The sequence below is a fragment of the Cellulosimicrobium arenosum genome, from assembly GCF_014837295.1.
GTDB lineage: Bacteria > Actinomycetota > Actinomycetes > Actinomycetales > Cellulomonadaceae > Cellulosimicrobium > Cellulosimicrobium arenosum.
On the sequence record NZ_JACYHB010000003.1, the window covers coordinates 86,962 to 110,921 of the forward strand.

Genomic DNA, 23,960 nt, shown 5'->3' on the forward strand with positions numbered 1-23,960 from the left:
CGCCGCTCGTCCGTAGCCCGGGCACGGCCGTCGGCCGCGTGACGGAGGCCACGTGGCGGATGGTCGTTTGCGCACGACTACTCGTGCGAGAGTAGTTCCGTGTCGTCGATCCGCCTGTACATCCTCGGTGCGCTCGCCGAGCACGGGCCCATGCACGGGCACCAGCTCCGCCTGCTCGCCGAGAAGGAGCACGCCACCTCCTGGACCGACATCACCGTCGGGAGCCTGTACGGCGCGCTCAAGCGCCTTGCCCACGACGACCTGATCGTCCAGCTGCGCCACGAGCAGGAGGGTGGCTACCCGACCCGGCAGGTCTGGCAGATCACCGCTGCCGGTCGCAACGCCCTCCGGGCCGAGTGGTCGGACGCCTTCAGCGCCGTCGTCGTACGGCCCGACCCGTTCGACCTGGCGATGGCGCGCCTCGACGCCGACCGGCTCGACGAGATCCCTGCCCTGCTCCGGGAGCGGATCGCCGAGCTAGAGGCCGCGCGAGCGGCCGCCGAGGCGTACCGCGCGGACGCGCTCCCGTACCTGACGGTGGGCGAGAAGTTCGTCCTGACCCATCGGCCGGAGCGCCTGCAGGCCGAGATCGACTGGCACACCGCACTCCTCGAGAACCTCCCCGAGATCGTCGCCGACGAGCTCGCCCGAAAGGACCACCGACCATGACCGACGCCCCCGCCGCACGCCCGGACAGCACCCCGGGCGCGCGCCCCGGCCAGGCACCACCACGCAGCGCCTGGCTCGCGCTCGTCGTGCTGCTCGCCGGGATGTTCATGGCGCTGCTCGACACGACGATCGTCAACGTCGCGCTCCCCACGATCCGCACGAGCCTGGGCTCGTCCGAGGCGACGCTGTCGTGGATCATCTCCGGGTACGCGCTCGCGTTCGCGCTCGCCCTCATCCCGGCCGGTCGCGTCGGCGACCGGGTCGGGCACAAGTGGGTGTTCTTCACCGGCCTCGCCCTGTTCACGGTCGCGAGCGTCGCGTGCGGGCTCGCGCAGAACGACCTCCAGCTCGTCGTAGCCCGCGTGGTCCAGGGGCTCGCTGGCGGCATCTTCGTCCCGGCCGTGTACGCCATGATCCAGCTCCTGTTCACCGGGCCGGTGCGTGGCAAGGCGTTCGCGATCATGGGGTCGGTCATCGGGGTCTCGACGGCGCTCGGACCGATCATCGGCGGCCTGATCATCGAGGCGTTCGGCGACGAGAACGGCTGGCGGCTGGTGTTCCTGGTCAACGTGCCCATCGGCGTCGTGACGCTCGTGGCCGCGGCACGTCTGCTGCCCCGTGCCAAGGAGAGCGGGCAGCGCGCCGGCAACGACTGGGTCGGGCTCCTCCTCCTCGCAGCCGGTCTGGTTGCCCTCCTCGTGCCGCTCATCGAGGGCCAGGACCTGGGCTGGCCGCTGTGGACGTACCTCACCCTCGGGATCGGCGTGCTGCTGCTCGTCGTGTTCGGCGCGTGGGAGGTCCGCGAGGCACGAGCCGAGCGCACGCCGCTGGTGCCGCCGCACCTGTTCTCGCACCCGCAGTTCACGGGCGGCGTCGTCCTCGCGCTGGTCTACTTCGCCTCGTTCACCTCGATCTTCTTCTCGATCTCGCTCCTGTGGCAGGCCGGGCTGGGTCACACCGCGCTCGCGACGGGCCTGGTGTCCGTCCCGTTCGCGATCGGCTCGATCCTCGGCTCCTCGCAGTCCGGTCGGCTGGCCCAGCGCCTCGGTCGGAACGTCCTGGTCATCGGCACGGCGCTCGTCGCGATCGGCCTCGCCTGGGTGTGGCTCGTGCTGGCGAACAGCGACGGGTCGGGCCTGACGGGATGGCAGCTGCTCGTGCCGCTGTTCCTCGCGGGCGTCGGCAACGGCCTGTTCATCGCGCCCAACGCCGGGTTCATCGTCGCGACGGTCGACCGGACCGAGGCCGGCGCCGCGAGCGGCGTCATCAACGTCTCGCAGCGCGTCGGCAGCGCCGTCGGCATCGCCGTGATTGGCTCGGTGCTGTTCGGCACGCTGTCGTTCACGGGCCGCACGCCCGACGCCGTGGCCGCGGGCTTCACCCACAGCGCGGCGGTCGCGATGAGCGTCAGCGCCGCGCTCGCCGTCGTCGCCTTCCTCCTGGTCTTCACCCTGCCGAAGAAGGTCGCCCCCACCCGCGGCTGAGCGATCGCCACGCCCGCGAGATCGACCCGCACGCTCCGAGATCGACCCGCAGAAGGTCGATCTCGGAACCCACGGGTCGATCTCGGCGGAGCGGCGTCAGAGATCCAGCGGGCGCAGGACCAGCGAGATGCCGTGCGCGATCTGCACGTTGCCCTTGTTGAGGTCGAGCTTGCTCTGGACGAGGAGCGGGTTCCAGTCGTTGCGGTCCTGGTCGACGAGGCGCACCAGCGCGTACTTCTTCGAGAGCAAGTCCACGCGGAACGTGCCGCCCTGCGCGGTGGTCAGCACCGCGTCGTCGGACCGCAGCGCGGTGGCCGAGTCGATGGTGGCTCCGGGGGCCACGTGGTAGAGCAGGACCTGCTCGACGGCGTCGACCCCCACCGCGTCCGCGAGCGACGTCAGGACGCCCTCCTCGGTGCGCTGCCATCGGTGCGTCAGGTCGTACGCGAGCAGCTGGAACGCGCGGTCGTTCGGCAGGAACGCCGTGAGCGGGACGGTGCCGTCGGCGAGGACGGCGACCGGGCTGTCCGGCTTCGCCGCGAGGACGGTGGCGATCGCCTGGTCCAGGATGTCGTAGTCGTACCAGCTGCGGTCGAACGTGTCGCCGTCGGCGGCGAGGACGGCTGCCAGGCTGGTGGTGCCCGGCTCGGCGTCGGCGGCGCCGGCAGTCGGCGCGGCGACCAGGGCGCCGGTCGCGCCGAGCAGGGCGACCCCCATGGTGGCGGCGGAGCGCCGGAGAGTGCGTCGGAGGTTCATCGTCGAGTCCCTTCGTGGTGCACACGTGCGGACGGCGCGAGCGCCGTCGGACACCGGGCGGCGTCCACCCTCTCTTCCGTGCGAGCCACCTCCGCGGATGCACCGGACACGCTGCCGGCCCCCGAGCGCCGATCGCGTTGCCCGGGCGTCGGATCTCTCAGGTGGGCCGGGTCACGGTTGCGCGGGTGCTGCCGGGTTGTCGACGAGCGCGGCGACGTACGCTCGGGTCTGGTCGACGTCCTTCGGCCGGTAGAGCCGGATGGCGAAGAAGTACTCCTGGCCCTCCGTGGTCTCGATGACGTTCGGCTTGCCCGTCACCCGCTCGTCCCCGAACCAGACCGTGATGGTGCCGTCGTCGTTGCGCGCGAGCTCGGGCCCGGACAGGCAGGGTCGCTCGACGTCGAGCCAGCCCTTCTCGTCGTACTTGATGACCGAGAAGTAGCCGTTGTGGTCGTCGTCCAGCGACGGGACGGGGAACGTCCACGCATCGTGCCCGGACGCCGTCGTGCGGCCCTGGTAGTACTGCGCGTGCTGCGGAGGCAGACCACCCCAGCCGAGCTCGGACGCCATCACGTGGTGGAACGGCTCGGTGGTCTGCGGCGTCCCGAATCCCTTGGAGAAGTCTGCTTCCGCGGCTCGCGACTCGATCTCCGCGCGCACCGTCTCCAGGCTCTCCTGGTCGTAGTCCACGCCGACGTACGGGTTCGCGGTCGCCGCCGTGATCCGCCGCGCGTCCTGCAGCTCGTGCGCCCGCTCGACGCCACCCGTGGTCGCGGTCCGGCCCAGGATGTACACGTGCGTGCCGCTCGACAGGTCGCTCCGGCGCAGCGTGAGCGTCTCGCCCGGGTAGACGACCCCGACCGTGTAGTGGTTCTCGTCGATGATCTGGTCGATCTGGTACTCCTCCGACCGCGCGACATGGAACGTCGCCTCCTCCGACACGTCCACGACGGCGTACGAGTAGATGAGGTCGACGTTGGACCTGATGATCACCTGGTTCTCCACGTTCACAGGTACCCGGTTGTGGAAGTAGGTGTTGACCGGCGCCTTCTGCAGCTGCTTGCGGAAGTACCCGGCCGTCTCGGCCTGCGGGAAGCTGTCGAACGTGACCTTTACGGGCGCGGGCACGGTGTCTCCTCTCGACGAACGTCGTCCCGCGATCGCGGGCGCCCTCTGGACGCTAGACCGCGGTGCCCCTCAACGCAGCCGGAGTGTCGCGCACTGGCCGCCGTAGCGGCCCGTCCTCGACGGCACCTGGACGCCGCCACCGGTCGGACGAGTCGGCTGAGCGCGGCCTGCGGGCGTCACGGCGTGATGGGTCGCGGTGATCTGAGCAGCGTCGCGGTGACGAGGTCCTGGATCTCGGTGTCGGTGAGGGCGTGGTCGTGCGCGAGCGTGACGAACCGCTGCGCTGCCTCGGCGACGGCGGCACGGTCGAGCGTCGGCGCCGGCGCCGTCACCAGGGTGCCGACGCGCCGCCGGCTGGTGACCAGGCCGGCGGCCTCGAGGTCGCGGTACGTGCGCGCGACGGTGCCGGGCGCGATGCCGAGGTCGTTCGCCAGGGCGCGGACCGTGGGGAGGCGCTGCCCGTCGGCGAGTTCTCCCGCTGTGACCAGCGCGGCGATCTGGGCGCGCAGCTGCTCGTAGTGCGGGGTCGACGAGTCGAGGTCGATCCGGACGGCGATGCTCATGCGCGAGCCGCCGGTGTTGCGGGCTGCTCGATGGGCTGCGGCGCGGGGTCGTGCGCCGGCCAGAACGCGAGAGCGAGCGCGACCACGGCCGTCGCGAGCCCGACGACGAGCAGGACGTTCCCCGCGGCGACGTGACCCGGGCTCACGGGCGGGCCGGCGTAGAGGCCGTTCGCGAGGCCGATCCAGCGCAGCGCGATTCCTGCCATGCCGACGAGTCCGGCGAGAGTCAGCCCGAGCACGAGCTGCACCGACCGCAGCATGCGGCGGGCGACGCGGCGGCGCAGCCACATGTCCCACTCGTCGGAGACGTCCTCGACGGCGGGCCGAGAGGCGACCAGCCGGAGCACCAGGGCGGTGGCGACGACCGCGAGCGTGGTGGTGACCATGATCGGGACGGTCCAGGACCAGCCCGGGAACGGGGTGGTGGGGCGGACGAGGTCGAGGTCGACCGCTCCGGAGAGCCACCGCGGACCGGAGGCCAGCAGGCCGAGGGCCAGGGAGGTGACGACGAGCGCGACCCACCACGCGAGGGTCGTCTGCCGCAGTCGGCCGGGCGCGACGTCCGCCGGGGTCCGCGCGACGAGCCGTGCACGACGCTCGGCGCCACGGGGCCGCGGCCACGTCAGCTCGCCCACGGCGTGGACGGCCAGCAGGCCGAGCAGTGACACGGTCGGGAGCGCCGCCGCGAGGTGCCCCGTGAGCGCGGAGGTACCGGCGGCGTAGTACACCGGGACGAAGCAGATCCCGAAGGCGAGCGGGACCGCAGCGACACCGGCCGTGAGGGCTGAGTGCCGGACCGCCCGTCGTGCGGCCGCGGACGTCTCGACGGCGCGACGGCCGTCCCGCCACAGCGCGACCGCCCCGATCAGCGAGACGACGACGAGTACCGCGACAGCGGTCGCGAGAGACGTCGTCCGGAGTATCGAGCTCACGTCATCTCCTTTGAGTATTGAACATGATCTATGCACTATGGGCCATCCGGGCGTCCTTCGTCAACACTGGGCCTAGACTCGGCGGACGGCGATGGATCCCGCCTGAGCAGGGCTCGTCCTGCTCGAACCGCCGTCCGGCTGATGGTTCCTGTCTCGTCGCACGTCGGCGGGCAGGCCGCTGCCCGCGGAAGGTGGTCCGCCATGGGCTCCAGGCCCGTCCCGCAGCCGGCCCTCGACCGGATGGTGCCGTTCGCGGCGCACCCCGTCGTCGTCGGTGTCCACCCCGACCAGGACCCGCTCGTCGTCCGCACGGCCGCGTCGCTGGCCGGTGCGGTCGGCGCGACGCTGCACCTCGCGTTCGCGGACACGTCCCGGTACGTCGTCGAGGAGCGGGCAGACGGGTCGGTGGTGCATGCGTCGATCGACCCGGACGCCGCCGGCGACGCGTGGCAGGACGCCCACGCCGCGCTCCGGGCGGCGCTCGGCCGGGCTCTCGGTGAGGCCGGTGGCGATGGCGGTGGCCCACCCTGGACGCTGCACTACCTCGCCGGCCGTCCCGACCGGGCGCTGACCCATCTCGCGCGGGCGGTCGACGCCGCGGTGATCGTCGTCGGGACGCGCGCGCCGGGCGCGGGTGCCCGGCTGCGCGAGGTGGTGGAGGGCTCGGTCGCGGTCCACCTCGCCCACCACCAGCACCGGCCGGTGCTCACCGTGCCGCTGTCGGTCGTGGACTGGAAGGAGCTGCGGACGCCGTGGGAGCGCTGAACCCGGCCACGCGCCGTCGGCCGTCGTTGGTCGCGCTCGCGGGTCTCGTCGCGCTCGGTGGCGCGGTCGGTGCGACGGTGCGCGCCCTGCTCGAGCACGTGCTCGCGCCGGTCCCGGGATCCTGGCCGTGGACGACGTTCGCGATCAACGTCGTCGGGTCGTTCGCACTCGGCGCCCTGCTCGAGACGCTCGTGCGGTCGGGCCCGGACTCCGGGTGGCGGCGGGGCGTGCGCCTCGGGTGCGGCACGGGCGTTCTCGGCGGGTTCACGACGTACAGCACGTTCGTCGTCGAGGCCGAGCGCCTGCTCACGGGCGGGCACGCGCCGCTCGGCGTCGCGTACGCGCTGGTGAGCGTCGTCGTGGGGATCGGCGCGGCGTGCGCGGGCATCGCGCTCGCCGCCGCACGGGCCCGACGCCGCCGGGCGGGCGTGCGGCCCGAGGGAGCGGGCGCGTGAGCGGGGCGCTGGACTGGGTCCTGGTCGCGGTGGCAGGGGGCCTCGGGGCGGCGTCGCGCTTCCTCGTCGACACGCTCGTCGCGCGGCACAACCGGCTGTCGACGCCGCTCGGCACGATCGTCGTCAACGTCAGCGCGTGCCTGCTGCTCGGGCTGGTGACGGGGTGGGGATCGAGCCACCCGGGTGGCGACGGGCTCGCCGCGGTGCTCGGTACCGGGTTCCTCGGCGGCTACTCGACGTTCAGCACCGCGAGCGTCGAGGCGGCGCGCCTGCTGCTCGCGGGGCGCGGCCTCGCGGCGGTGCTGCACCCGGCGGGCATGCTCGTCGCCGGGCTCCTCGCGGCGCTCGCTGGGATCGCGCTGGCGTCCTGACGGTCTACCGAGACGCCGGGGGCCGGCTCCGGGCTACGTCTCGCCGACGGCCCAGGCGCCTGCGGCGAGCGGGGTGCGAGCCGCCAGACGCTCACCCGTGTCCTCGATGCGCAGGAGGGTCGTCGCGGACGGCACGACCTTCCCGCTGGCGTACGTGGACAGCCTCGACGCGGACGTCCCGGCCTCGTCGGCGAACTGCGCGGCAGTCACACCGGAGCGGCGCACGGCACGGCGGACGAGCCGAGCGACGCGCAACCGCTCCCCGGACCCCGCGTCGTGCAGGACGTCGCGCAAGAGACTCGCTGCCGCGCTGTCCGGCTCGACGATGGCGAGCGCCTCCTCGAGGTCCCGGGACACCGGGCCGTCCGGCGCGGTCTCGACGGCTCGGGCGATGCGTCGCCAGTGCACGAGGTAGCCGCGCTCGATCGCGGTCGCGAGCCCGTCGACCCCCCAGGTCTCGACAGGGTCGTCGGGGCTCACGTCGATGTTGCGGAATCGGAGTGCCATGTCAGCGCACCGCCCTCGTCATCTCACGTGCGACGTCGTGGCAGACCTCCACCGTGCTCTGCCACGACCACCAGCGCCGGTCCAACGCCTTGTAGGTCGAGAGGCGGCGGGTCACGGAGGCGTCCTTCGGTCGGGGGGCCGCGAGCTGGATCGCGACCTGGGTCGAGACCGGCCCCTCGTCGTGGACCTGGTCGCTGTAGTAGTCGTCGATCCGGGCCAGGACGCGCGCGGCATGCTCGACGCCGGAGTGGACCGACAGCGCGGCGACGTCGAGATAGTCACGGGTCTGGTTGCGCTTGACGATCAGGAAGGCCTTCACACGCAACGTCTCGTCGAACGTCGGGACGGTCAGCACGCGCCCGGACGGGAGTCGGTGGCGTTCCGTCTCCAGCGGTCGGGTCCGGATGAGCTGGCGCACTCCCGCCTCGATGTCCCCGAGCTCTCCGAGGATGATCTTGCCGGCCCTGACCCGGTTGGTGACCCACTCGCCCTCGCGCTCCAGTGCTTCGAGGACGATGTCGAAGCGGTCGCGGAGATCCCCGAGCACATGGTCGTGGTCGACCGAGACGCGGTGTCCGGCGTGCAGAGCAGCGGCGGTTCCGCCGACGAGCACTGCGTCGGGGACGAGTTCCTGAAGCCTCGCCGCCGACTCGAGCAGGTCGTCGAACGGCGGGACGTCCGTGCGGGCGTCGCCGGGCTCCTCCTGCATCTCACGCTCCCCTCGCCAACCAACCGTACCGATGTTCCTTATCTGATGAGATAACCATACTCGAGGATCTGTTTCGCGACCGAGCGATGAGTGCAACCTAGCGGTTGCGATGCAGCGGTACGGGTGCAACTAGCGAGTTGCACTCAAGCCCTTGGCAACCCGTGAGAGGAACGACCATGACCGACACCGACCAGAGCGGCGCCGTCATCGACGCCGAGCAGTTCCAGGTCACGCGCACGCTCCGCATCGAGGCCCCGCCCGCGCGCGTGTGGGCGGCGCTCACGCAGGAGGACCTCATCAGCCAGTGGTTCGGGCAGCGGACCACGCTGCCCGACCTGCGCGTGGGCGGAGAGGGCGTCTTCGGGTTCGACGGGTACGGCGACGTCGGCGTCCGGATCGAGGAGTACGACGAGCCGGCCGTCCTCGCGTTCCGGTGGGGCGCATCCGTGGGCGAGGAGCTGCGGGTCGACAACTCCACCGTCGCCCGGTTCACGCTCGTGCCCGACGGCGCCGCCACCGTCCTGAGCGTCGTCGAGACCGGGTTCGAGCACCTCGCCGACCCGCGCGCCGCCATGGACGACAACCGCCAGGGCTGGACCGCCGAGCTCGACGAGCTCGTCGCGTTCCTCGACTCGGCGACGGTCGCGTGACCGTCGCCATGACAGGGACACCGCCCGCGGCGACGCTCACGCCCGTGTTCTCGGCGCTCGCGGACGACACACGCTGGCAGATCCTCGCCGAGCTCGGCCGCGCCGAGCTCTCGGCCTCCGGCCTGGCGGCGATCCTGCCCGTCAGCCGCCAGGCCATCGCCAAGCACCTCGCGGTGCTGGCGGAGGTCGGCCTCGTCGAACCCGTCCGGGTCGGTCGCGAGGTGCGCTACCGCGCGCTCGGCGCCCGGCTGGCCGAGACCGCGAGGGCGCTCGAGACGATCGGTGCGCAGTGGGACCGTCGCCTGGCGGCGATCAAGCGACTCGCCGAGACGCCGTAGCCGCGCGCCGGTGCCCAGCGCTCACTCGCGTGCGAGCAGCTCGAGCGTGTCGACGACGCGGTTCGAGAAGCCCCACTCGTTGTCGTACCAGGCGACGACCTTGACGTGCCGGCCGTCCACGCGGGTCAGCTCGGCGTCGAAGATCGCCGACGCCGGCTGGCCCGCGATGTCGCTGGAGACCAGCGGCTCGTCGGAGTAGTCGAGGATCCCGCGCAGCCCGCCGTCGGCCGCGGCGCGGTAGGCCGCGAGCACGTCGTCGCGCGAGACCTCGCGGGCCACGGTGGTGTTGAGCTCCACGAGCGAGCCCACGGGTACGGGCACGCGGATCGAGTCGCCGGACAGCCTGCCCGCGAGGCTCGGGAGCACCAGACCGATGGCCTTCGCGGCGCCGGTCGTGGTCGGGGCGATGTTGACGGCGGCTGCCCGGGCCCGGCGCAGGTCCCGGTGCGGGCCGTCCTGCAAGTTCTGCTCCTGGGTGTACGCGTGCACGGTCGTCATGAAGCCGTGCTCGATGCCCGCGAGGTCGTCGAGCACGGCCGCGAGCGGGGCGAGCGCGTTGGTGGTGCACGACGCGTCGGAGACGATCACGTGCCGCGCCGGGTCGTAGGCGTCCGTGTTCACGCCGTAGGCGAGCGTGACGTCGGCGCCCGCGGACGGCGCGCTGACCAGCACGCGTCGGGCGCCGGCGTCGAGATGGCCACGGGCGGCGTCGGCCGAGGTGAACCGGCCGGTGGACTCGAGCACGATGTCGACGCCGAGGTCCGCCCACGGCAGGCCGGCGGGCTCGCGCTCGCCCAGGACCGTGATGCGTCGCCCGTCGACCACGAGGTCGCTTCCGTCGACCTCGACGGGCCGGCCGAGGCGGCCGAGCGCGCTGTCGTAGCGCAGCAGGTGGGCGAGAGCATCGGGGGCGGTGAGGTCGTTGATCGCGACGACGTCGAGGTCGCTGTCGCGCTCGAGCAGGGCGCGCAGGGTGTTGCGGCCGATGCGGCCGAATCCGTTGATGGCGATGCGTGTCATGGAGGGTTCCTTTCGTCGTCATCCATGCTCGACGGCGGCACGACCGGTCGACAGTGGCTCGAGAGCCACTCTGCGCAAGGAAGTCGCCAGACATGACGCCACCGGTCGCAAGGATCTCGCCCCGCCCTGCTCTCGCTCGTGCGATGAGGGCGGTCGGGCGACCCACCACAGTCAGGCCGAGAAGGTGTGCCGATACTCCGTGGGGGACGTCCCGAGGATCCGGTGGAAGTGCAGGCGGAGGTTCGCCGCGGTGCCGAGCCCCACCCGGTGGGCGATGTGCTCCACGCCCAGGTCGCTGCGCTCCAGCAGCTCGCGCGCGAGGTCGACCCGCGCCCGGAGCACCCACTGCATCGGCGTGTACCCGGTCTCCTCGACGAACCGCCGCGAGAACGTCCGTGGGGAGACGCGGGCGTTGCCGGCGAGCACCTCCAGGGTCAGTCGCTCGGCCAGGTGCTCCAGCGCCCACGCTCGCGTCTCGGCGAACAGGTCGCCGAGCGGTTCCGGGACGCTGCGCGGCACGTACTGCGCCTGACCGCCGCTGCGGTACGGCGCGGCGACCAGCCGCCGGGCCACGTGGTTCGAGAGCCCGACGCCGTGGTCGCGCCGCACCAGGTGCAGGCAGAGGTCGATGCCCGACGCCGCGCCCGCCGACGTCAGCACGCCGCCCTCGTCGACGAACAGCACGTTCTCGTCCACCCGCACGAGCGGGTGCTTCTCGCGCAGCGCCCGGGTGTAGTGCCAGTGGGTCGTCGCGCGCCGGCCGTCGAGCAGGCCTGTCGCCGCGAGCGCGAAGGCCCCGGTCGAGATGGCCGCGAGCCGGGCCCCGCGCGCGTGGGCGTCCCGGAGCGCGTCGACGACGACGGCGGGCGGGTCGGCGTCCGCCGGGTTCCGGTACCCCGGGACGAACACGGTGTCCGCGCGCTCGAGCGCGTCCAGCCCCTCGGCCACGTGGTACGACAGGCCGTCGCCGCCCGTCACGAGCCCGGGCGCGGCACCGCAGACCCGCACCTCGTACGGCATGCTCGGCCGGCGGGAGAACACCTGCGCGGGGATCCCGACGTCGAGCGGCTTGGCCCCCTCGAGCACGAGCACGGCGATCTGGTGGTTCGTCCTGCTCGCCCCGGTCACACCAGGATCCTAGGCGCCGGCCACGTCGCTGCTCGGGCTCGCCGACTCCGCGGTCGCTCGGGGTCGCGAGCGGGCCGGAGCAGTGCGAGCGTGCCGTGGTGACGACCGAGACGACGACGCCCCTCTCCCGCTCGGTCGGTGGCCGCCTGCTCTACGTCTTCATCCTCGGCGACGTGCTGGGGGCGGGTGTCTACGCTCTCGTCGGGGAGATGGCCGGGAAGGTGGGAGGCGCGGTCTGGCTCCCGCTGCTCGTCGCCCTCGGGCTCTCGTTGCTCACCGCGGGCTCGTACGCGGAGCTCGTCACGAAGTACCCGGCCGCCGGCGGCGCCGCGGTGTTCGCGGAGCGTGCCTTCAAGGTGCCCGTCGTGTCCTTCCTCGTGGGCTTCTGCATGCTCGCCGCAGGGGTGACGAGCGCCGCCGGGCTGTCGCTCGCCTTCGCCGGTGACTACTTCGGGTCGTTCGTCGACCTCCCGGTCATCCCGGTGGCGCTGACCTTCCTGCTGCTCGTCGCCGCGCTCAACGCCCGGGGCATCCAGGAGTCCTTGCGGGCCAACGTGGCGATGACCGCGATCGAGCTGTCTGGCCTCGTGCTGATCGTCGTGCTCGCGATCATGGTCTTCACGCGCGGGGAGGCCGAGCCCGGGAGAGCGCTCGAGCTCACCGAGGGCACCGCGCCCGCGGTCGCCGTCCTCTCCGCCTCGCTCATCGCGTACTACTCGTTCGTCGGCTTCGAGACCTCCGCCAACCTGGCCGAGGAGGTCAAGGACGTCCGCCGTGTGTATCCGCGCGCGCTGTTCGGGGCTCTGACCACTGCCGGGATCGTCTACGTCGCGGTGGGCGTCGCTGCCGTCGCCGTGACGACCCCGGAACAGCTCGCCGGCTCGACCGGCCCGCTCCTCGAGGTGGTCAGGGTGGCCGACGTCGTGCCGGAGGAGGTCTTCGCCGTGGTGGCCCTCGTCGCGGTGGCCAACGGAGCCCTCCTGACGATGATCATGGCGAGCCGCCTCACGTACGGCATGGCCCGGCAGGGGTTGCTCCCCGCCGGCCTGGCGCGCGTGCTGCCCGGCCGCAGGACCCCGTGGGTCGCCATCATCGCGACGACCGTCGTCGCGATGGCCCTGGTCTTCACGGGTGACCTCGGTGCGCTCGCCGAGACGGTCGTCCTCCTGCTCCTCTTCGTCTTCCTCAGCACGAACATCGCGGTCCTGGTCCTGCGGCGGGACACCGTCGACGAGGGCCACTTCCGCGTCGCGACCGTCGTCCCGGTGCTCGGGGCGGCGAGCTGCGTCCTGCTGCTGACCCAGCAGGCCCAGCAGACCTGGCTCCGAGCGGGGGCGCTGGTGCTCGTCGGAGTCGTGCTCTACCTGGTCACACGCCTCGTCGGCCGCCGGGCCGGTGCTCGCACCGGCGAGGACGGCGACTGACGCCAGGACGAGCTCGGTCCGTCATTCCTGCTGAGTTCCTCCGCCGTGTCGGCGCTCCCGGTGACCGGTCAGGAATCGAGAAGCACGCGCCGCCTGGTCGCTCCTACTGTTCCTCGCATGGACACCACGCACCGCACCGCCATCGACCACGTCACCCTCGAGGTGGCCGACGCCGCCTCCGCGGAGGCCTTCTACGCCGAAGCCTTCGGGCTCGGCGACACCGTCCGCGTCCGGGAGGCGGATGCGCCGACGTCGGGCTTCCGCGGTTTCACGCTGTCGCTCGTGGTCGCGCAGCCGAGCACCGTCGACAGCCTGGTCGGCACGGCGCTCGACGCCGGCGCGACCGTGCTCAAGCCGGTCGCGAAGAGCTTCTGGGGGTACGGCGGCGTCGTCCGCGCGCCGGACGGCGCGATCTGGAAGGTCGCGTCGTCGGCGAAGAAGGACAGCGGCCCCGCCACGCGCGAGGTCGACGACGTCGTGCTGCTGCTCGGCGTGCAGGACGTCCGGGCGTCCAAGCAGTTCTACGCCGACCACGGTCTCGCGGTGGGCAAGAGCTTCGGGAGCAGGTACGTCGAGCTCGACACCCCCGGCTCGGCCCTCCGGCTCGCGCTCTACACGCGCCGCGCGGCCGCGAAGGACGCGGGCGTGGACCCGGACGGCTCCGGCTCGCACCGGCTGGTCGTCCACGGCGACGTCGTCGGCAGCCTCGTCGACCCCGACGGGTTCGAGTGGAGGGCCTCGCCGCGCTGACCCGACCGACGCGACGGGCGCGCCGCGCAGGCCTGGCGTCACGTCGGGCAAGCGTCCGACGGTCACCCGGGTCCGCCGCTCCCGGACAGGGCGACGGCGATCCAGGACGCGAGCTGCGCGTCGTCGGCGATCGCGTCCCGGCGCACGGGGAGCCAGCCGGGCCCCATGTCCCGGCCGGTGCCCATCTCGGCCGCGGCAGCGCCCGGGCGGGCGAGCAGCTCTCGCCCGGTCGTCATGGTGCCTTCTCCGCGGTGAGGTCCCGGCGTGCTGTGCCCGGTCCAGCGTCCTCCGGCGGCGACGGTCCGGCAAGAGCGTGCGCGGGCGGCCCGGACGCGGCAGAGTCGTCCCGTGACGTCCGCACGGTCCGTGCCGTCAGCGCCCTCCGCCCGCGCGCTCAACCGCGCGACGCTCGCGCGCCAGCTCCTGCTCGCGCGCGAGGACGTCACCGTGCCCGAGGCCGTACGGCGCGTCGTCGCGCTGCAGGCCCAGCACGCGCGGTCGCCGTACGTCGCGCTGTGGAACCGGGTGGGGGGCTTCGACCCGGCCGACCTCGACGCGTCGCTCGCGGACCGCACCGTCGTGAAGGGGTCGCTGCTGCGCATCGCCCTGCACCTCGTGCACGCCGGCGACTACGAGACCGTGCACACGGCGATGCAGCCGTCGTTGCGGGGCTCGCGCCTGCACGACCCGCGCTTCGCGGTCAGCGGCATCTCGATCGACGAGGCGCACGCGCTCGTGCCCGAGCTCCTCGCGTTCGCCGGGACCCCGCGCACGGCTGCCGAGCTGGAGCAGTGGGTCGACGCGCGGGTGCCGGAGATCCCGCGGGGCGCGTGGTGGGCGCTGCGCACGTTCGCGCCGCTGCACCACGTCCCCACGGGCGGCCCGTGGTCGTTCGGGACCCGGACCACCTACCGCGCGGCCGGGACCCCTGCGCTCCCGCGCGACGACCCGGCGTTCGACGCCGCCCTCCCCGCGCTCGTCGTGCGGTATCTGGAGGGGTTCGGACCGGCGTCGGTCGCGGACGTCGCCCAGTTCATGCTGGTCCCGCGCGCCCGGGCCCGCGCCGCGGTCGCGGCCCTCGGCGATGCGCTCGACCGCTTCCCCGGACCGGACGGGGCCGAGCTGCTCGACGTCCCGGGCGCGCCACGGCCCGACGAGGACGTCCCGGCGCCGCCCCGGCTCCTGGGCATGTGGGACGAGACGCTGCTCGCCTACGCGGACCGCTCCCGCGTCCTCCCGCCGGACGTCCGACCGCTGGTCACGCGCTCCAACGGCGACGTCCTGCCGAGCGTCCTCGTCGACGGGTACGTCGTCGGGGTGTGGCGACCGGCCGGCGCGGGCATCGAGGTCACGACCTACCGCCCCGTGCCCGACGACGCGTGGCCCGCCCTCGAGGCCGAGGCGCGGTCGCTCGTGGGGTTCCTCGCGGACCGGGACCCCGAGGTGTTCTCCCGGTACGGGCACTGGTGGGCGAAGCTCCCGCCCGGCTCGGTGCGGATGCTCGGCCTGCCGCGCCAGGGGTCGACGCTGCCGTGACGAGCGGCGACGTGCGCGATCGGCAGAAGAGGTCCAAGGTGGGAGGGCCCCGGACGACACCCGACACCTGAGGACCACCGTGGACACCGCGATCACTGAACCCAGCCTTCCCATGTCCCGGCCGTCTGCGTCGAGCGAGACGGTCAAGGTGTGGGAGCTGTCGTCGGTCGACCATCTGTCGAGCCTGCGCGAGGAGCTCGGTGCGGTGCTGGGCGGCGAGAGCTCTCCCGACGGCCGGCTCAGCGAGACGCCGGACAAGCTCGTCCTGATCGCGTCGGAGCTCGCGACCAACGCGTTGCGGCACGGGCGCCCGCCGACCCGGGCACGGCTCGCGAAGGACGAGGGCTACTGGCTCCTGGAGGTCTCGGACCGCGAGCCCGACGCCGTCCCGCTGATCGCCGGAGAGCGGGCGCCGGGGGCCGGTGGGATGGGGCTCCGGCTCGCTCGCAAGCTGTCCCTGGACGTCGGGTGGTACACGGACGGCGACGTCAAGACGGTGTGGGCCACCTTCGCGACGTGACCGACGCCGTCGCGCGGTGACGGCATCGCCGGAGCGTCCCCCTCACCGCTGCGCGAGGGCGCGCACGGTGGCGATGGTGTCCGCCTCGACCGCGGACTTGTCGTCGCGGTAGCGCACGACGCGCGCGAACCGCAGCGCGAGACCGCCGGGGTACCGGGTGGAGCGCTGCAGCCCGTCGAACGCGATCTCGACCACCTGCTCGGGGCGCACGTGCACGACGTACCCGTCGCTCGAGGTCTCCAGCTCGCGGAATCTCCGCGTCTGCCACTCGAGCGTCTCGTCCGTCATCCCCTTGAACGTCTTGCCGAGCATGACGAACCCGCCGTCCGGGTCCCGCGCGCCGAGCCAGATGTTCGACAGCCACCCGCTGCGCCGGCCCGACCCGTGCTCGACGGCGAGCACGACGAGGTCCAGCGTGTGGCGCGGCTTGACCTTGACCCAGCCGGCACCGCGCCGCCCGGCCGCGTACGGCGCGTCCAGCGACTTCACGACGACGCCTTCCTGCCCCTGCTCGACGGCGTCCTCGAAGAAGGTCGTCGCCTGCGCCGTGTCCTCGGTCACCAGACGTGGCACGGCCAGGACCGAGCCCGAGCCCGCGGCGTCGAGCAGGTCGTCGAGCACGGCGAGGCGCTCCCGCAACGGCTCGTCGAGCAGGTCGCGGCCGTCGACGTGCAGGACGTCGAAGAAGAACGGGGTGAGCGCGAGCTGCTCGTCGCCCGTGGCGGCGCGCTCGGTCTCGCGCGTCGCAGAGCGTGCCGCCGTCTCCTGGAAGGGCCGCGGGACGCCGTCCGCGCCGACGACGAGCGCCTCCCCGTCGAGCACGAGCATCCGGGCCGGCAGGGCACGCACCGCGGCGACGATCCCGGGCACGCGCGGGGTGATGTCGTCGAGCGAGCGCGTGAAGACGTGCACCTCGTCCTCGGCCCGGTGCACCTGGATCCTGATGCCGTCGAGCTTGACGTCGACCGCGACCTCGTCCGCGCGTCCGCCGTCACCGCCCGGCGAGCGGAGCTTCTCGAAGGCCCCGGCGACGTCCGGTGCCGAGGCGGCGAGCATCGGCCGCACGGGGCGGCCGACCTCGAGCGTGAAGCCCGCGAGCGAGGCGAGCGCCTCGTCGCGACGGTCCGCCGCGAGCGCGGCACTCGCCACCGGACCCGTCGCGCCCCGCAGCATCACGGCGCGACGCACCGCCTCCGCGGGTACCCCCGCGGCCTCCGCGACGGCGTCGACCACGACCGAGTCCAGAGCGCCCTGCCGCAGCTCGCCCGAGACGAGGCCCGCCAGGAGCTTCTGCTCGGGCGCGGTCGCCGCACCGAACAGCGTGGTGGCAGCTTCCTGGCGCGCCGTCCCCGAGCCGGGACCCGAGAGGTCGGCCATGCGCGCGAACGCCGCGTCGACCGCGACGAGCGTGAGCGACGGCTCCGCCGCCGGAGGCGGCAGCTCGCGCAGCGAGCGCCACCCGAGCCCCGTGCGGCGCTGTCGCAGCTCTCCGGCGAGGTACGCGACGGCGATCTCGACGTCCTCGCCGACCGCACGAGCGGCGCGGCGGAGCAGGTCGGCGATCGCCGCGCGCTTGGCGAGCCGCGAGCGGGTGGCGGCGACGGCGTCGGACGTGGCGGCGACCTCGGCGAGCAGCATGCTCCATCCTGACGCCGACCACCGCGGGCGCGCTCGCGGAGGCGGCCATGGGGCCGACGCCGCGCAGCGGTTGCGGGCCCACGCGTCCGCGCCGACGCTGGGTCTCGGTCCGGAGGTGGGCCGCTCGACCGGCGCCCCCGGAGGAACGTATGCCCGCGCTCCCGCACGCCCATCAGTCTCCTGCCGTCGGGGCGTCCTTGGCGGCCCCGGGCGGTGCCACCCCGGGCGGACCGTTCACCGTCGACGACCTGGACGCCGCGCGCCGGCTCGGCACGGACGTCCCGGCGACGATCGCGTGGGTCGCCGACGTCGCCCCGCGCCTCCCGCTCCCCGGTTCCGGGCACACCGCCGACCTGTGGTCCGCGCTCGCGGCGGTGGCCGCCGTCGACGTGGGTGTCGCACGCACGCTCGAGCCGCACCTCGACGCGCTCGCGATCCTCGCCCAGGCGCCCGGGCCGGTCGGGCTGGACGTCGTCGACGCCGGGGAGGCTGCGACGTGGGGAGTCTTCGCCGCCGAGGGGCCCGGCGCCCGTCTCGAGGCGATCTCGACGGACGGGGACTGGTCGCTGACGGGCACCAAGCCCTGGTGCTCGCTCGCCGCGGACCTCAGCCATGCCCTCGTCACGGCGTGGACCGACGCCGGACGGCGCCTCTTCGCCGTGGACCTGCGCCCGTCGTCGGTGGTCCCGGCCGAGGGGCCGTGGGTGGCCCGAGGCCTCGCGCAGGTCGTCAGCGCGTCCGTCCGGTTCGACGCCGCCCCGGCCGTGCCCGTGGGAGCGGCGGGCTGGTATCTCGAGCGCCCCGGCTTCGCGTGGGGCGGGATCGGTGTCGCCGCGTGCTGGTGGGGCGGCGCCGTCGGGCTCGCGCGCACGCTCTGGGACGCGCTGGGTCGGCGCGAACCGGACCAGCTCGCGCTGGCGCACCTCGGGACGGTCGACGCCGCCCTCTGCGCGGCCCGGGCCGTGCTCGCGGAGGCGGCCGACGCGGTCGACGCCGGTCGTGACGGCGCGGTCGCCGCGCTCGTCGCGCGGCGCGCCAGGTCGGTGGTGGCCGACGCCGTCGAGGAGGTGCAGCGCCGGTGCGCCCACGCGCTCGGGCCGGGTCCGCTGAGCACCGACGAGGAGTTCGCCCGCCGGGTGGCCGACCTCGGTCTGTACGTGCGTCAGCACCACGCCGAGCGGGACCAGGCCGCGCTCGGGCGGGACCTGCTCGCGGCGGGGGAGCGGCCGTGGTGAGCTTCGACCACCGGGATCCGGGGACGTCCGAGGACGCCTGGGTGCGGGCCGGCGTCCTCGACCGGCCGCGGGACCTCGACCTCGACGACGTGGCCGCGCTCGTCGTGGTCGCCGCGCACCCCGACGACGAGTCCCTCGGTGCGGGCGGCCTCGTCCACCGGCTCGCGGCGCGGGGCGTGCCCGTCACGCTCGTCGTCGCGACCGACGGCGAGGGCTCCCACCCCGGGTCGGCGACGTCGTGCGACGAGCTGCGCGTGACGCGGCGGCGCGAGCTCCTCGAGGCCGTCGACGCGCTGGCCGAGGGCTCGCGCGTGTTCCTGCTCGGGCTGCCCGACGGCGGGCTGCGCGAGCACCGGGAGGCGCTGCGGGTCGCCGTCGGGGCCGCCGTCGACATGTCCCGTCCCACGGGGGGTGCCGGCGGCCCCCCTGCCGCCCCGACCGGCCGGGGCGCGGGTCGCACCATGCTGTGCGCGCCGTGGCGCGGCGACGGGCACCGCGACCACCGCATCGCCGGGGAGGTCGTCGCCGAGGTCGCGGCGTCGCGCGGCGCTCGGCTCGTCGAGTACCCGGTGTGGCTCTGGCACTGGGGCGACCCCACCGGACCCGACGTGCCGTGGGAGGCGCTGCGCGCCCTGCGCCTGACCGCCGGCGAGGCCGCGGCGAAGGCGACGGCGGTGGCCGCGTACGCGTCGCAGGTCGGGCCGCTCTCCCCGCGCCCCGGGGACGAGGCCGTCGTCGGGCCCGAGATGCTGCGCCACGCGGCGCGACCGGTGGAGGTGCTCGTCGAGACCGGTGGGACCGAGGAGGTCGACGAGACCCACGACGGTCGCGCCGACGCCGACCGCTCCCTGGGGCGGGACTTCTTCGACCGCTTCTACACGGGGCGCGCAGACCCCTGGGGCTTCGAGTCGCGCTGGTACGAGGAACGCAAGCGCGAGGTGCTCCTCGCCACGCTGCCCAGGCCCCGCTTCCGTGCCGCGCTCGAGATCGGGTGCTCCACAGGCGTCCTCACGGTGGCGATCGAGACGCGCGCCGACCGGGTCGTCGGTGTGGACATCGCCGACGCTCCCCTCGAGATCGCCCGGAGAAGGGTGGGGTCCGGCGTCAAGCTGCTGCGGCTCGACACGCCGGACCAGTGGCCGGAAGGCAGGTTCGACCTCGTCGTGCTCTCCGAGGTCCTGTACTACTACGGGCGCGAGGACCTGGACCGCGCGCTCGACCGGGCGGTCGGGTCCCTCACGGACGACGGGGTCCTCGTCGCGTGCCACTGGCGCCACGAGGTCCCCGAGTACCCGCTCGGTGGCGACGAGGCCCAGGGTCGCGTGGTCGCGCGGCCCGAGCTCGAGGTCGTCGTGCACCACGAGGAGGAAGACTTCGTCCTCGACGTCCTGGCCCGCCGCCCGGCACGCTCGGTCGCGCGCGAGGCGGGGCTGGTATGAGGCGCGGGCGCGCCGTCGTCCCGCCGGTCGACGCGATCCTCGTCGTGGTTCCCGCGCACGACGAGGAGCAGCTGCTTCCTGCGTGCCTCGACTCCGTGCAGCGCGCCGTCGGTGCGTTGCAGGCCGCGCGACCGGGGGCTGCCGTCGTCGCGCTCGTCGTGCTCGACGGCTGCACCGACGGGAGCGCCGACGTGGTCGCGGCCGCGGGCATGGCGGGTCTCGTCACCGACCGTGCCGGCGTCGGTCCCGCGCGACGCGCCGGCGTCGAGGCCGCGGTCGACCTGCTCGGTGGTGCGGGGACCGGCGCGGACCGTACCTGGCTCGCGTGCACCGACGCCGACTCGGTCGTGCCCGACCACTGGCTCACCCGACAGCTCGACCTGGCCGACGCGGGTGCGGACGTCGTCGTCGGCACCGTCCGGCCACGGCTCGACGAGCTCTCGCCCGACCGCGCCGCGGCCTGGCGCGAACGTCACGTCCCAGGCAGTGCGAACGGGCACGTGCACGGCGCCAACCTCGGTGTCCGCCTCGCCACCTACGAGGCGGCGGGAGGCTTCGCGGCCGTGGTCGAGCACGAGGACGTCGGCCTCGTGCACGCCGCGCGGCGGCACGGGGCGCGGGTCGTCGCCGACGCGCGCGCCGAGGTGCTCACGTCGGGCCGTCTGCAGGGCCGGACACCGGGCGGGTATGCCCGGCACCTGCGCGAGGACCTCGTACCGCTCGACCGCTCCGCCTGACGCCGGACCGTGGATCCCGGGGTTCCGCTGATGGAGGTGCCGACGTGGGAGACGACGGTCTCCACCCGTCGTCGGCTCGTATCGCCGTCGTGATGCGCCGGCTGATCTCGCGAAGCTGTCGGACCTGGGCTCGGCTCAACGCGTCGAGGACGAGCCGGTTGACGGTGTCCTCGTGGCCCGGGGCGGCCTCGTCGATCTTCCGCTCGCCGGCCTCGGTCAGCGTGGCGAGGGTGTAGCGCCCGTCGGTCGGGTCCGGTGCGCGCCGGACCCATCCCCGCGCCTCGAGGCGCGCCACCGCGCGCGAGAGGCGGGACAGGGAGCTGTTCGAGTAGCCGGCCAGGGTGCTCATCCGCAGCGTGCGGTCCTGGGCGTCGGCGAGCGCGAACATCACGCCGTACTCGAAGTGCGTCAGTCCGGCGTCGCGCAGCAGCTGGGCGTCGAGAGCGGCCGGGAGCCACTCGAGGACCGTGGCCAGGGCCGACCAGGTCTCCAGGTCGTCGTCGCTGAGGCGTGACATGACAGCAGGCTATCCCGATTGACTTGACGGGGAAAGTCATCCGGCCTTACGGTCACTTGCTCAGGCAAGTCATCCACCGGTCGTCACGACACGTCCGGGACGAGAGGGAAGCATGGATCTGCGCTTGAACGACAAGACCGCCTTCGTCAGCGGCTCCACACGAGGCATCGGCTTCGCCATCGCGCGCGCACTGGTCGACGAGGGTGCGACCGTCGTCATCAACGGGCGGAGCGACGCCGGCGTCCAGCAGGCACTCCTCCGGCTCCGGGCCGAGGTCCCCGGCGCGAGCGTCACCGGGCTCGTCGCCGACTTCTCCGATCCCGCCCAGGTCGAGGAGCTCCTGGGGTCCCTGCCCGACCTCGACATCCTCGTGAACAACGTCGGCCTCTTCGGCCTCGCCCGCTTCGAGGAGATCTCCGACAGCGAGTGGCAGCGCTACCTGGACGTCAACGTCATGAGCGGCGTGCGGCTCTCGCGCCACGTGCTCGGCGGGATGCTCGCCAGGGGGTGGGGCCGGATCATCTTCGTCAGCAGCGAGTCGGGCGTGAACATCCCGGCCGACATGGTCCACTACGGGCTGACGAAGGCCGCGATGCTCGCTCTCGGCAACGGCCTCGCCAAGCTGACGCGCGGCACCGACGTCACCGTGAACACGATCCTCGGCGGACCCACGTACTCCGACGGCGTCGCGGAGACCGTCGCGCAGATCGCCCAGGCTCAGGACGTGACGACCAACGAGATGAAGGCCGCCGTCATCGGCGCCAACCGGACCACTCTGCTCCAACGGTTCATCGAACCGTCCGAGATCGCGAACCTCGCGCTCTACCTGGCCAGCCCGCTCTCGGCCGCGACCAACGGGGCTGCGGTCCGCGCGGACGGAGGTGTGCTGACGGCGACGGTCTAGTCACGAGGACGCGTGAGCGCGGCCGGGCGCAGGCGCTCGAGCAGCGCCGTGAGGTCGTCCACCTGCCGCCGCGCCTGCTCCTCGAGCTCCGCGGCGCGGGCGCGGTCGACGACGGCGTCCCCGGGCAGCTGCTGGAGCGTGCGCCAGCCGCTCAGCTTGCCCGTCACCGCCCCGCGCACGAGCTCGACCTCGAGGAGCGCCGACAAGGGCGACTGCCGGACGACCCGACCGTTCGGCGTGAGCCGCCCGACCCGTTCGGCGACCGCCGCGAGCACCACCTTGTACCGGCTCACGTGGAACCCCAGGTCCTTCGTCGTGGTGATCAGGAACTCGCGCTCCGTGTCCAGCTGGTCGACCATCGGGCCGACGACGTCGCCGACCGGCGTTCCCTCGTACGCCCGCGCCATGCGCCGGACCCGGCTCAGGCCGACCGTCGCGCCTGCGACGTGGTCGTCGAGGTAGGTCGCGAGGAGCTTGCGGTCGGTCTGCCGCGTCGCGGTCATCGCGCCGCCCCGGACCACGGGTCGAGCACGACCTTGATGCAGCCGTCCTCCTTGCGCTGGAAGGTGCGGTAGGCCTCGGGCGCCTCCTCGAGCGGGACGCGGTGCGTGCGCAGGTCGAGCGCGCCCAGCGGGTCGGCGGCGTCCTGGACGAGCGGCAGGAGGTCGTCGGTCCAGCGCCGCACGTTGGCCTGCCCCATGCGCAGCGTCAGCTGCTTGTCGAAGAGCTGCATCATCGGCAGCGGGTCCTTCGCGCCGCCGTAGACGCCGGAGATCGACACCGTGCCGCCGCGCCGCACGACGTCGAACGCCGTGTACAGGGCGGCGAGGCGGTCCGCGCCGGCCTTCTCGGTGAGCGGCGCGGCGACGGCGTCGGGCAGCATGCCCACGACCTTCTGCGTCGCCTCCGCGACGGGCGACCCGTGCGCCTCCATCCCGACGGCGTCGATCACGGAGTCCGGGCCACGGCCGTCGGTCAGGTCGCGCAGGGCGGATGCGAGGTCGTCGACCGTCGCCGGGTCGACGGTCTGCACGCCGTGCCGCTGCGCCATCGCGCGACGCTCGGTCACGGGGTCGACGCCGACGACGAGCCCTGCCCCGCGGTGGCGGGCGACCCGGGCGGCCATCTGCCCGACCGGGCCGAGCCCGAGCACGACGACGCTCCCGCCCTCGGGCACGTGCGCGTACTCGACGGCCTGCCACGCGGTGGGGAGCACGTCGGAGAGGTAGAGGTACCGCTCGTCGGGGGTGCCGTCGTCGGGCACGACCAGCGGTCCGTACTGGGCCTGCGGCACGCGCAGGTACTGGGCCTGGCCGCCCGGCACCTGGCCGTAGAGCTTGGTGTACCCGAAGAGCGCGGCGCCCTTGTCCTGCGCGTGCACCTGCGTGGTCTCGCACTGCGACTGCAGTCCGCGCGTGCACGTCCAGCACCGCCCGCACGAGATGTTGAACGGCACGACGACGCGGTCACCGACCCTCAGGTCGCCCGTCGCCGACCCGACCTCCTCGACGACGCCCATGGCCTCGTGGCCCAGGACGTCGCCGGCGTCGATGAACATGCCCAGCACCCCGTACAGGTGCAGGTCGGAGCCGCAGATCGCCGTCGACGTCACGCGCACGACGGCGTCGGTCGGTTCCTCGATCCGGGGGTCGGGGACGTCCTCGACGCTCACGTCCTCGCGTCCCTGCCAGGTCAGTGCTCGCATTGCTCCACTCCTCGTCGCCGGTGCCTCGCACGCCGGCGAGTCTCTGCACCGACGTCGTCAGTGAAGCATCAGCCCCCAGC

The 23,960-nt window shown here is 73.6% G+C and carries 28 protein-coding genes and 1 riboswitch; of the genes, 15 read left to right on the forward strand and 13 right to left on the reverse strand.

Features of this window, described 5'->3' with window-relative positions; genetic code table 11:
* Nucleotides 1-99: 99 nt before the first annotated feature.
* Together IF651_RS04895 and IF651_RS04900 are read left to right on the forward strand one after the other, a co-directional pair.
* Nucleotides 100-669, forward strand: coding sequence for a helix-turn-helix transcriptional regulator (locus IF651_RS04895; protein ID WP_191827985.1), 570 nt, complete (start codon nt 100-102; stop codon nt 667-669).
* The gene (locus tag IF651_RS04900; protein WP_191827986.1) at nt 666-2,153 is read left to right on the forward strand and encodes an MFS transporter; all 1,488 of its coding nucleotides are present in this window, start codon (nt 666-668) and stop codon (nt 2,151-2,153) included. The genes IF651_RS04895 and IF651_RS04900 overlap by 4 nt, the downstream gene beginning before the upstream one ends.
* 96 nt (nt 2,154-2,249) lie before the next feature.
* Here IF651_RS04900 and IF651_RS04905 read toward each other — a convergent pair whose 3' ends face one another.
* The 4 genes from IF651_RS04905 to IF651_RS04920 form a co-directional block, all read right to left on the reverse strand.
* A complete protein-coding gene (locus tag IF651_RS04905) occupies nt 2,250-2,909 on the reverse strand; it encodes a fasciclin domain-containing protein (RefSeq protein WP_191827987.1) in 660 nt (219 codons plus the stop codon).
* A 171-nt stretch (nt 2,910-3,080) separates the two neighbouring features.
* Complete coding sequence (locus IF651_RS04910; protein WP_191827988.1) at nt 3,081-4,037, reverse strand: DUF1254 domain-containing protein; 957 nt, start codon at nt 4,035-4,037, stop codon at nt 3,081-3,083.
* A gap of 176 nt (nt 4,038-4,213) precedes the next feature.
* Nucleotides 4,214-4,600 carry a GntR family transcriptional regulator gene (locus IF651_RS04915; protein ID WP_191827989.1) on the reverse strand — a complete coding sequence of 129 codons (387 nt, stop codon included), beginning with the start codon at nt 4,598-4,600 and terminating at the stop codon, nt 4,214-4,216.
* On the reverse strand, nt 4,597-5,532 hold the full coding sequence (locus tag IF651_RS04920) for a hypothetical protein (protein ID WP_191827990.1): 936 nt from the start codon (nt 5,530-5,532) through the stop codon (nt 4,597-4,599). Before IF651_RS04920 ends, IF651_RS04915 begins: the two co-directional genes overlap by 4 nt.
* A gap of 78 nt (nt 5,533-5,610) precedes the next feature.
* A riboswitch (Fluoride riboswitch) is annotated at nt 5,611-5,690 on the forward strand.
* Between the two features lie 43 nt (nt 5,691-5,733).
* Between IF651_RS04920 and IF651_RS04925 the strand changes: the two genes are divergently transcribed.
* From IF651_RS04925 to IF651_RS04935, 3 genes are read left to right on the forward strand one after another with little or no spacing between them, the layout of a single operon-like run.
* On the forward strand, nt 5,734-6,297 hold the full coding sequence (locus tag IF651_RS04925) for a universal stress protein (protein ID WP_191827991.1): 564 nt from the start codon (nt 5,734-5,736) through the stop codon (nt 6,295-6,297).
* Nucleotides 6,285-6,752, forward strand: coding sequence for a CrcB family protein (locus IF651_RS04930; RefSeq protein ID WP_191827992.1), 468 nt, complete (start codon nt 6,285-6,287; stop codon nt 6,750-6,752). Before IF651_RS04925 ends, IF651_RS04930 begins: the two co-directional genes overlap by 13 nt.
* Nucleotides 6,749-7,123: a fluoride efflux transporter FluC gene (locus IF651_RS04935; protein ID WP_338403775.1), complete on the forward strand. Its 375-nt coding sequence runs from the start codon at nt 6,749-6,751 to the stop codon at nt 7,121-7,123. Before IF651_RS04930 ends, IF651_RS04935 begins: the two co-directional genes overlap by 4 nt.
* Nucleotides 7,124-7,156: 33 nt before the next feature.
* Here the strand turns inward: IF651_RS04935 and IF651_RS04940 are convergent, their stop codons facing one another.
* Nucleotides 7,157-7,630 carry a helix-turn-helix domain-containing protein gene (locus IF651_RS04940; RefSeq protein ID WP_191827993.1) on the reverse strand — a complete coding sequence of 158 codons (474 nt, stop codon included), beginning with the start codon at nt 7,628-7,630 and terminating at the stop codon, nt 7,157-7,159.
* Between the two features lies 1 nt (nt 7,631).
* On the reverse strand, nt 7,632-8,339 hold the full coding sequence (locus IF651_RS04945; RefSeq protein ID WP_191827994.1) for a nucleotidyl transferase AbiEii/AbiGii toxin family protein: 708 nt from the start codon (nt 8,337-8,339) through the stop codon (nt 7,632-7,634).
* A 176-nt stretch (nt 8,340-8,515) separates the two neighbouring features.
* Here IF651_RS04945 and IF651_RS04950 point away from each other — a divergent pair, with 176 nt between their 5' ends.
* Together IF651_RS04950 and IF651_RS04955 are read left to right on the forward strand one after the other, a co-directional pair.
* Complete coding sequence (locus IF651_RS04950) at nt 8,516-8,989, forward strand: SRPBCC domain-containing protein (protein ID WP_191827995.1); 474 nt, start codon at nt 8,516-8,518, stop codon at nt 8,987-8,989.
* An 8-nt stretch (nt 8,990-8,997) separates the two neighbouring features.
* Nucleotides 8,998-9,327: an ArsR/SmtB family transcription factor gene (locus IF651_RS04955; protein WP_191827996.1), complete on the forward strand. Its 330-nt coding sequence runs from the start codon at nt 8,998-9,000 to the stop codon at nt 9,325-9,327.
* Nucleotides 9,328-9,348: 21 nt separating this feature from the next.
* Here IF651_RS04955 and gap read toward each other — a convergent pair whose 3' ends face one another.
* Both gap and IF651_RS04965 read right to left on the reverse strand, forming a co-directional pair.
* Nucleotides 9,349-10,347 (reverse strand): type I glyceraldehyde-3-phosphate dehydrogenase, encoded by a 999-nt coding sequence (gene gap, locus IF651_RS04960; RefSeq protein ID WP_191827997.1) that lies wholly within the window; start codon nt 10,345-10,347, stop codon nt 9,349-9,351.
* Between the two features lie 171 nt (nt 10,348-10,518).
* On the reverse strand, nt 10,519-11,475 hold the full coding sequence (locus IF651_RS04965; RefSeq protein ID WP_191827998.1) for a DJ-1/PfpI family protein: 957 nt from the start codon (nt 11,473-11,475) through the stop codon (nt 10,519-10,521).
* Between the two features lie 98 nt (nt 11,476-11,573).
* Here IF651_RS04965 and IF651_RS04970 point away from each other — a divergent pair, with 98 nt between their 5' ends.
* A complete protein-coding gene (locus IF651_RS04970; protein WP_338403776.1) occupies nt 11,574-12,899 on the forward strand; it encodes an APC family permease in 1,326 nt (441 codons plus the stop codon).
* A 117-nt stretch (nt 12,900-13,016) separates the two neighbouring features.
* Nucleotides 13,017-13,649: a VOC family protein gene (locus IF651_RS04975; protein ID WP_191828000.1), complete on the forward strand. Its 633-nt coding sequence runs from the start codon at nt 13,017-13,019 to the stop codon at nt 13,647-13,649.
* Between the two features lie 62 nt (nt 13,650-13,711).
* Here the strand turns inward: IF651_RS04975 and IF651_RS04980 are convergent, their stop codons facing one another.
* Nucleotides 13,712-13,885 (reverse strand): hypothetical protein, encoded by a 174-nt coding sequence (locus IF651_RS04980; RefSeq protein ID WP_191828001.1) that lies wholly within the window; start codon nt 13,883-13,885, stop codon nt 13,712-13,714.
* A gap of 112 nt (nt 13,886-13,997) precedes the next feature.
* Between IF651_RS04980 and IF651_RS04985 the strand changes: the two genes are divergently transcribed.
* Together IF651_RS04985 and IF651_RS04990 are read left to right on the forward strand one after the other, a co-directional pair.
* Nucleotides 13,998-15,185, forward strand: a complete 1,188-nt coding sequence (locus IF651_RS04985; RefSeq protein WP_338403777.1) for a winged helix DNA-binding domain-containing protein — start codon at nt 13,998-14,000, stop codon at nt 15,183-15,185.
* 112 nt (nt 15,186-15,297) lie between these two features.
* Complete coding sequence (locus tag IF651_RS04990) at nt 15,298-15,705, forward strand: ATP-binding protein (RefSeq protein ID WP_191828002.1); 408 nt, start codon at nt 15,298-15,300, stop codon at nt 15,703-15,705.
* 42 nt (nt 15,706-15,747) lie between these two features.
* On the opposite strand, the gene IF651_RS04995 is transcribed toward IF651_RS04990, so the two are convergent.
* Nucleotides 15,748-17,343: an ATP-dependent DNA ligase gene (locus IF651_RS04995; protein ID WP_191828003.1), complete on the reverse strand. Its 1,596-nt coding sequence runs from the start codon at nt 17,341-17,343 to the stop codon at nt 15,748-15,750.
* Between the two features lie 149 nt (nt 17,344-17,492).
* Between IF651_RS04995 and IF651_RS05000 the strand changes: the two genes are divergently transcribed.
* The 3 genes from IF651_RS05000 to IF651_RS05010 are packed head-to-tail and all read left to right on the forward strand — an operon-like array spanning nt 17,493 to nt 20,754.
* Nucleotides 17,493-18,578 (forward strand): acyl-CoA/acyl-ACP dehydrogenase, encoded by a 1,086-nt coding sequence (locus tag IF651_RS05000; protein WP_191828004.1) that lies wholly within the window; start codon nt 17,493-17,495, stop codon nt 18,576-18,578.
* A complete protein-coding gene (locus tag IF651_RS18155; RefSeq protein WP_338403778.1) occupies nt 18,575-20,017 on the forward strand; it encodes a PIG-L family deacetylase in 1,443 nt (480 codons plus the stop codon). The genes IF651_RS05000 and IF651_RS18155 overlap by 4 nt, the downstream gene beginning before the upstream one ends.
* Nucleotides 20,014-20,754, forward strand: a complete 741-nt coding sequence (locus tag IF651_RS05010) for a glycosyltransferase family 2 protein (RefSeq protein WP_191828006.1) — start codon at nt 20,014-20,016, stop codon at nt 20,752-20,754. Before IF651_RS18155 ends, IF651_RS05010 begins: the two co-directional genes overlap by 4 nt.
* Here IF651_RS05010 and IF651_RS05015 read toward each other — a convergent pair.
* Nucleotides 20,666-21,271: a MarR family winged helix-turn-helix transcriptional regulator gene (locus IF651_RS05015; RefSeq protein WP_191828007.1), complete on the reverse strand. Its 606-nt coding sequence runs from the start codon at nt 21,269-21,271 to the stop codon at nt 20,666-20,668. The two genes, IF651_RS05010 and IF651_RS05015, sit on opposite strands and share 89 nt — an antisense overlap.
* A 112-nt stretch (nt 21,272-21,383) precedes the next feature.
* Here IF651_RS05015 and IF651_RS05020 point away from each other — a divergent pair, with 112 nt between their 5' ends.
* Nucleotides 21,384-22,175 carry an SDR family NAD(P)-dependent oxidoreductase gene (locus tag IF651_RS05020; RefSeq protein WP_191828008.1) on the forward strand — a complete coding sequence of 264 codons (792 nt, stop codon included), beginning with the start codon at nt 21,384-21,386 and terminating at the stop codon, nt 22,173-22,175.
* On the opposite strand, the gene IF651_RS05025 is transcribed toward IF651_RS05020, so the two are convergent.
* Nucleotides 22,172-22,678 (reverse strand): hypothetical protein, encoded by a 507-nt coding sequence (locus IF651_RS05025; RefSeq protein ID WP_191828009.1) that lies wholly within the window; start codon nt 22,676-22,678, stop codon nt 22,172-22,174. The two genes, IF651_RS05020 and IF651_RS05025, sit on opposite strands and share 4 nt — an antisense overlap.
* Complete coding sequence (locus IF651_RS05030; RefSeq protein WP_191828010.1) at nt 22,675-23,880, reverse strand: zinc-dependent alcohol dehydrogenase; 1,206 nt, start codon at nt 23,878-23,880, stop codon at nt 22,675-22,677. Before IF651_RS05030 ends, IF651_RS05025 begins: the two co-directional genes overlap by 4 nt.
* Nucleotides 23,881-23,960: the final 80 nt, after the last annotated feature.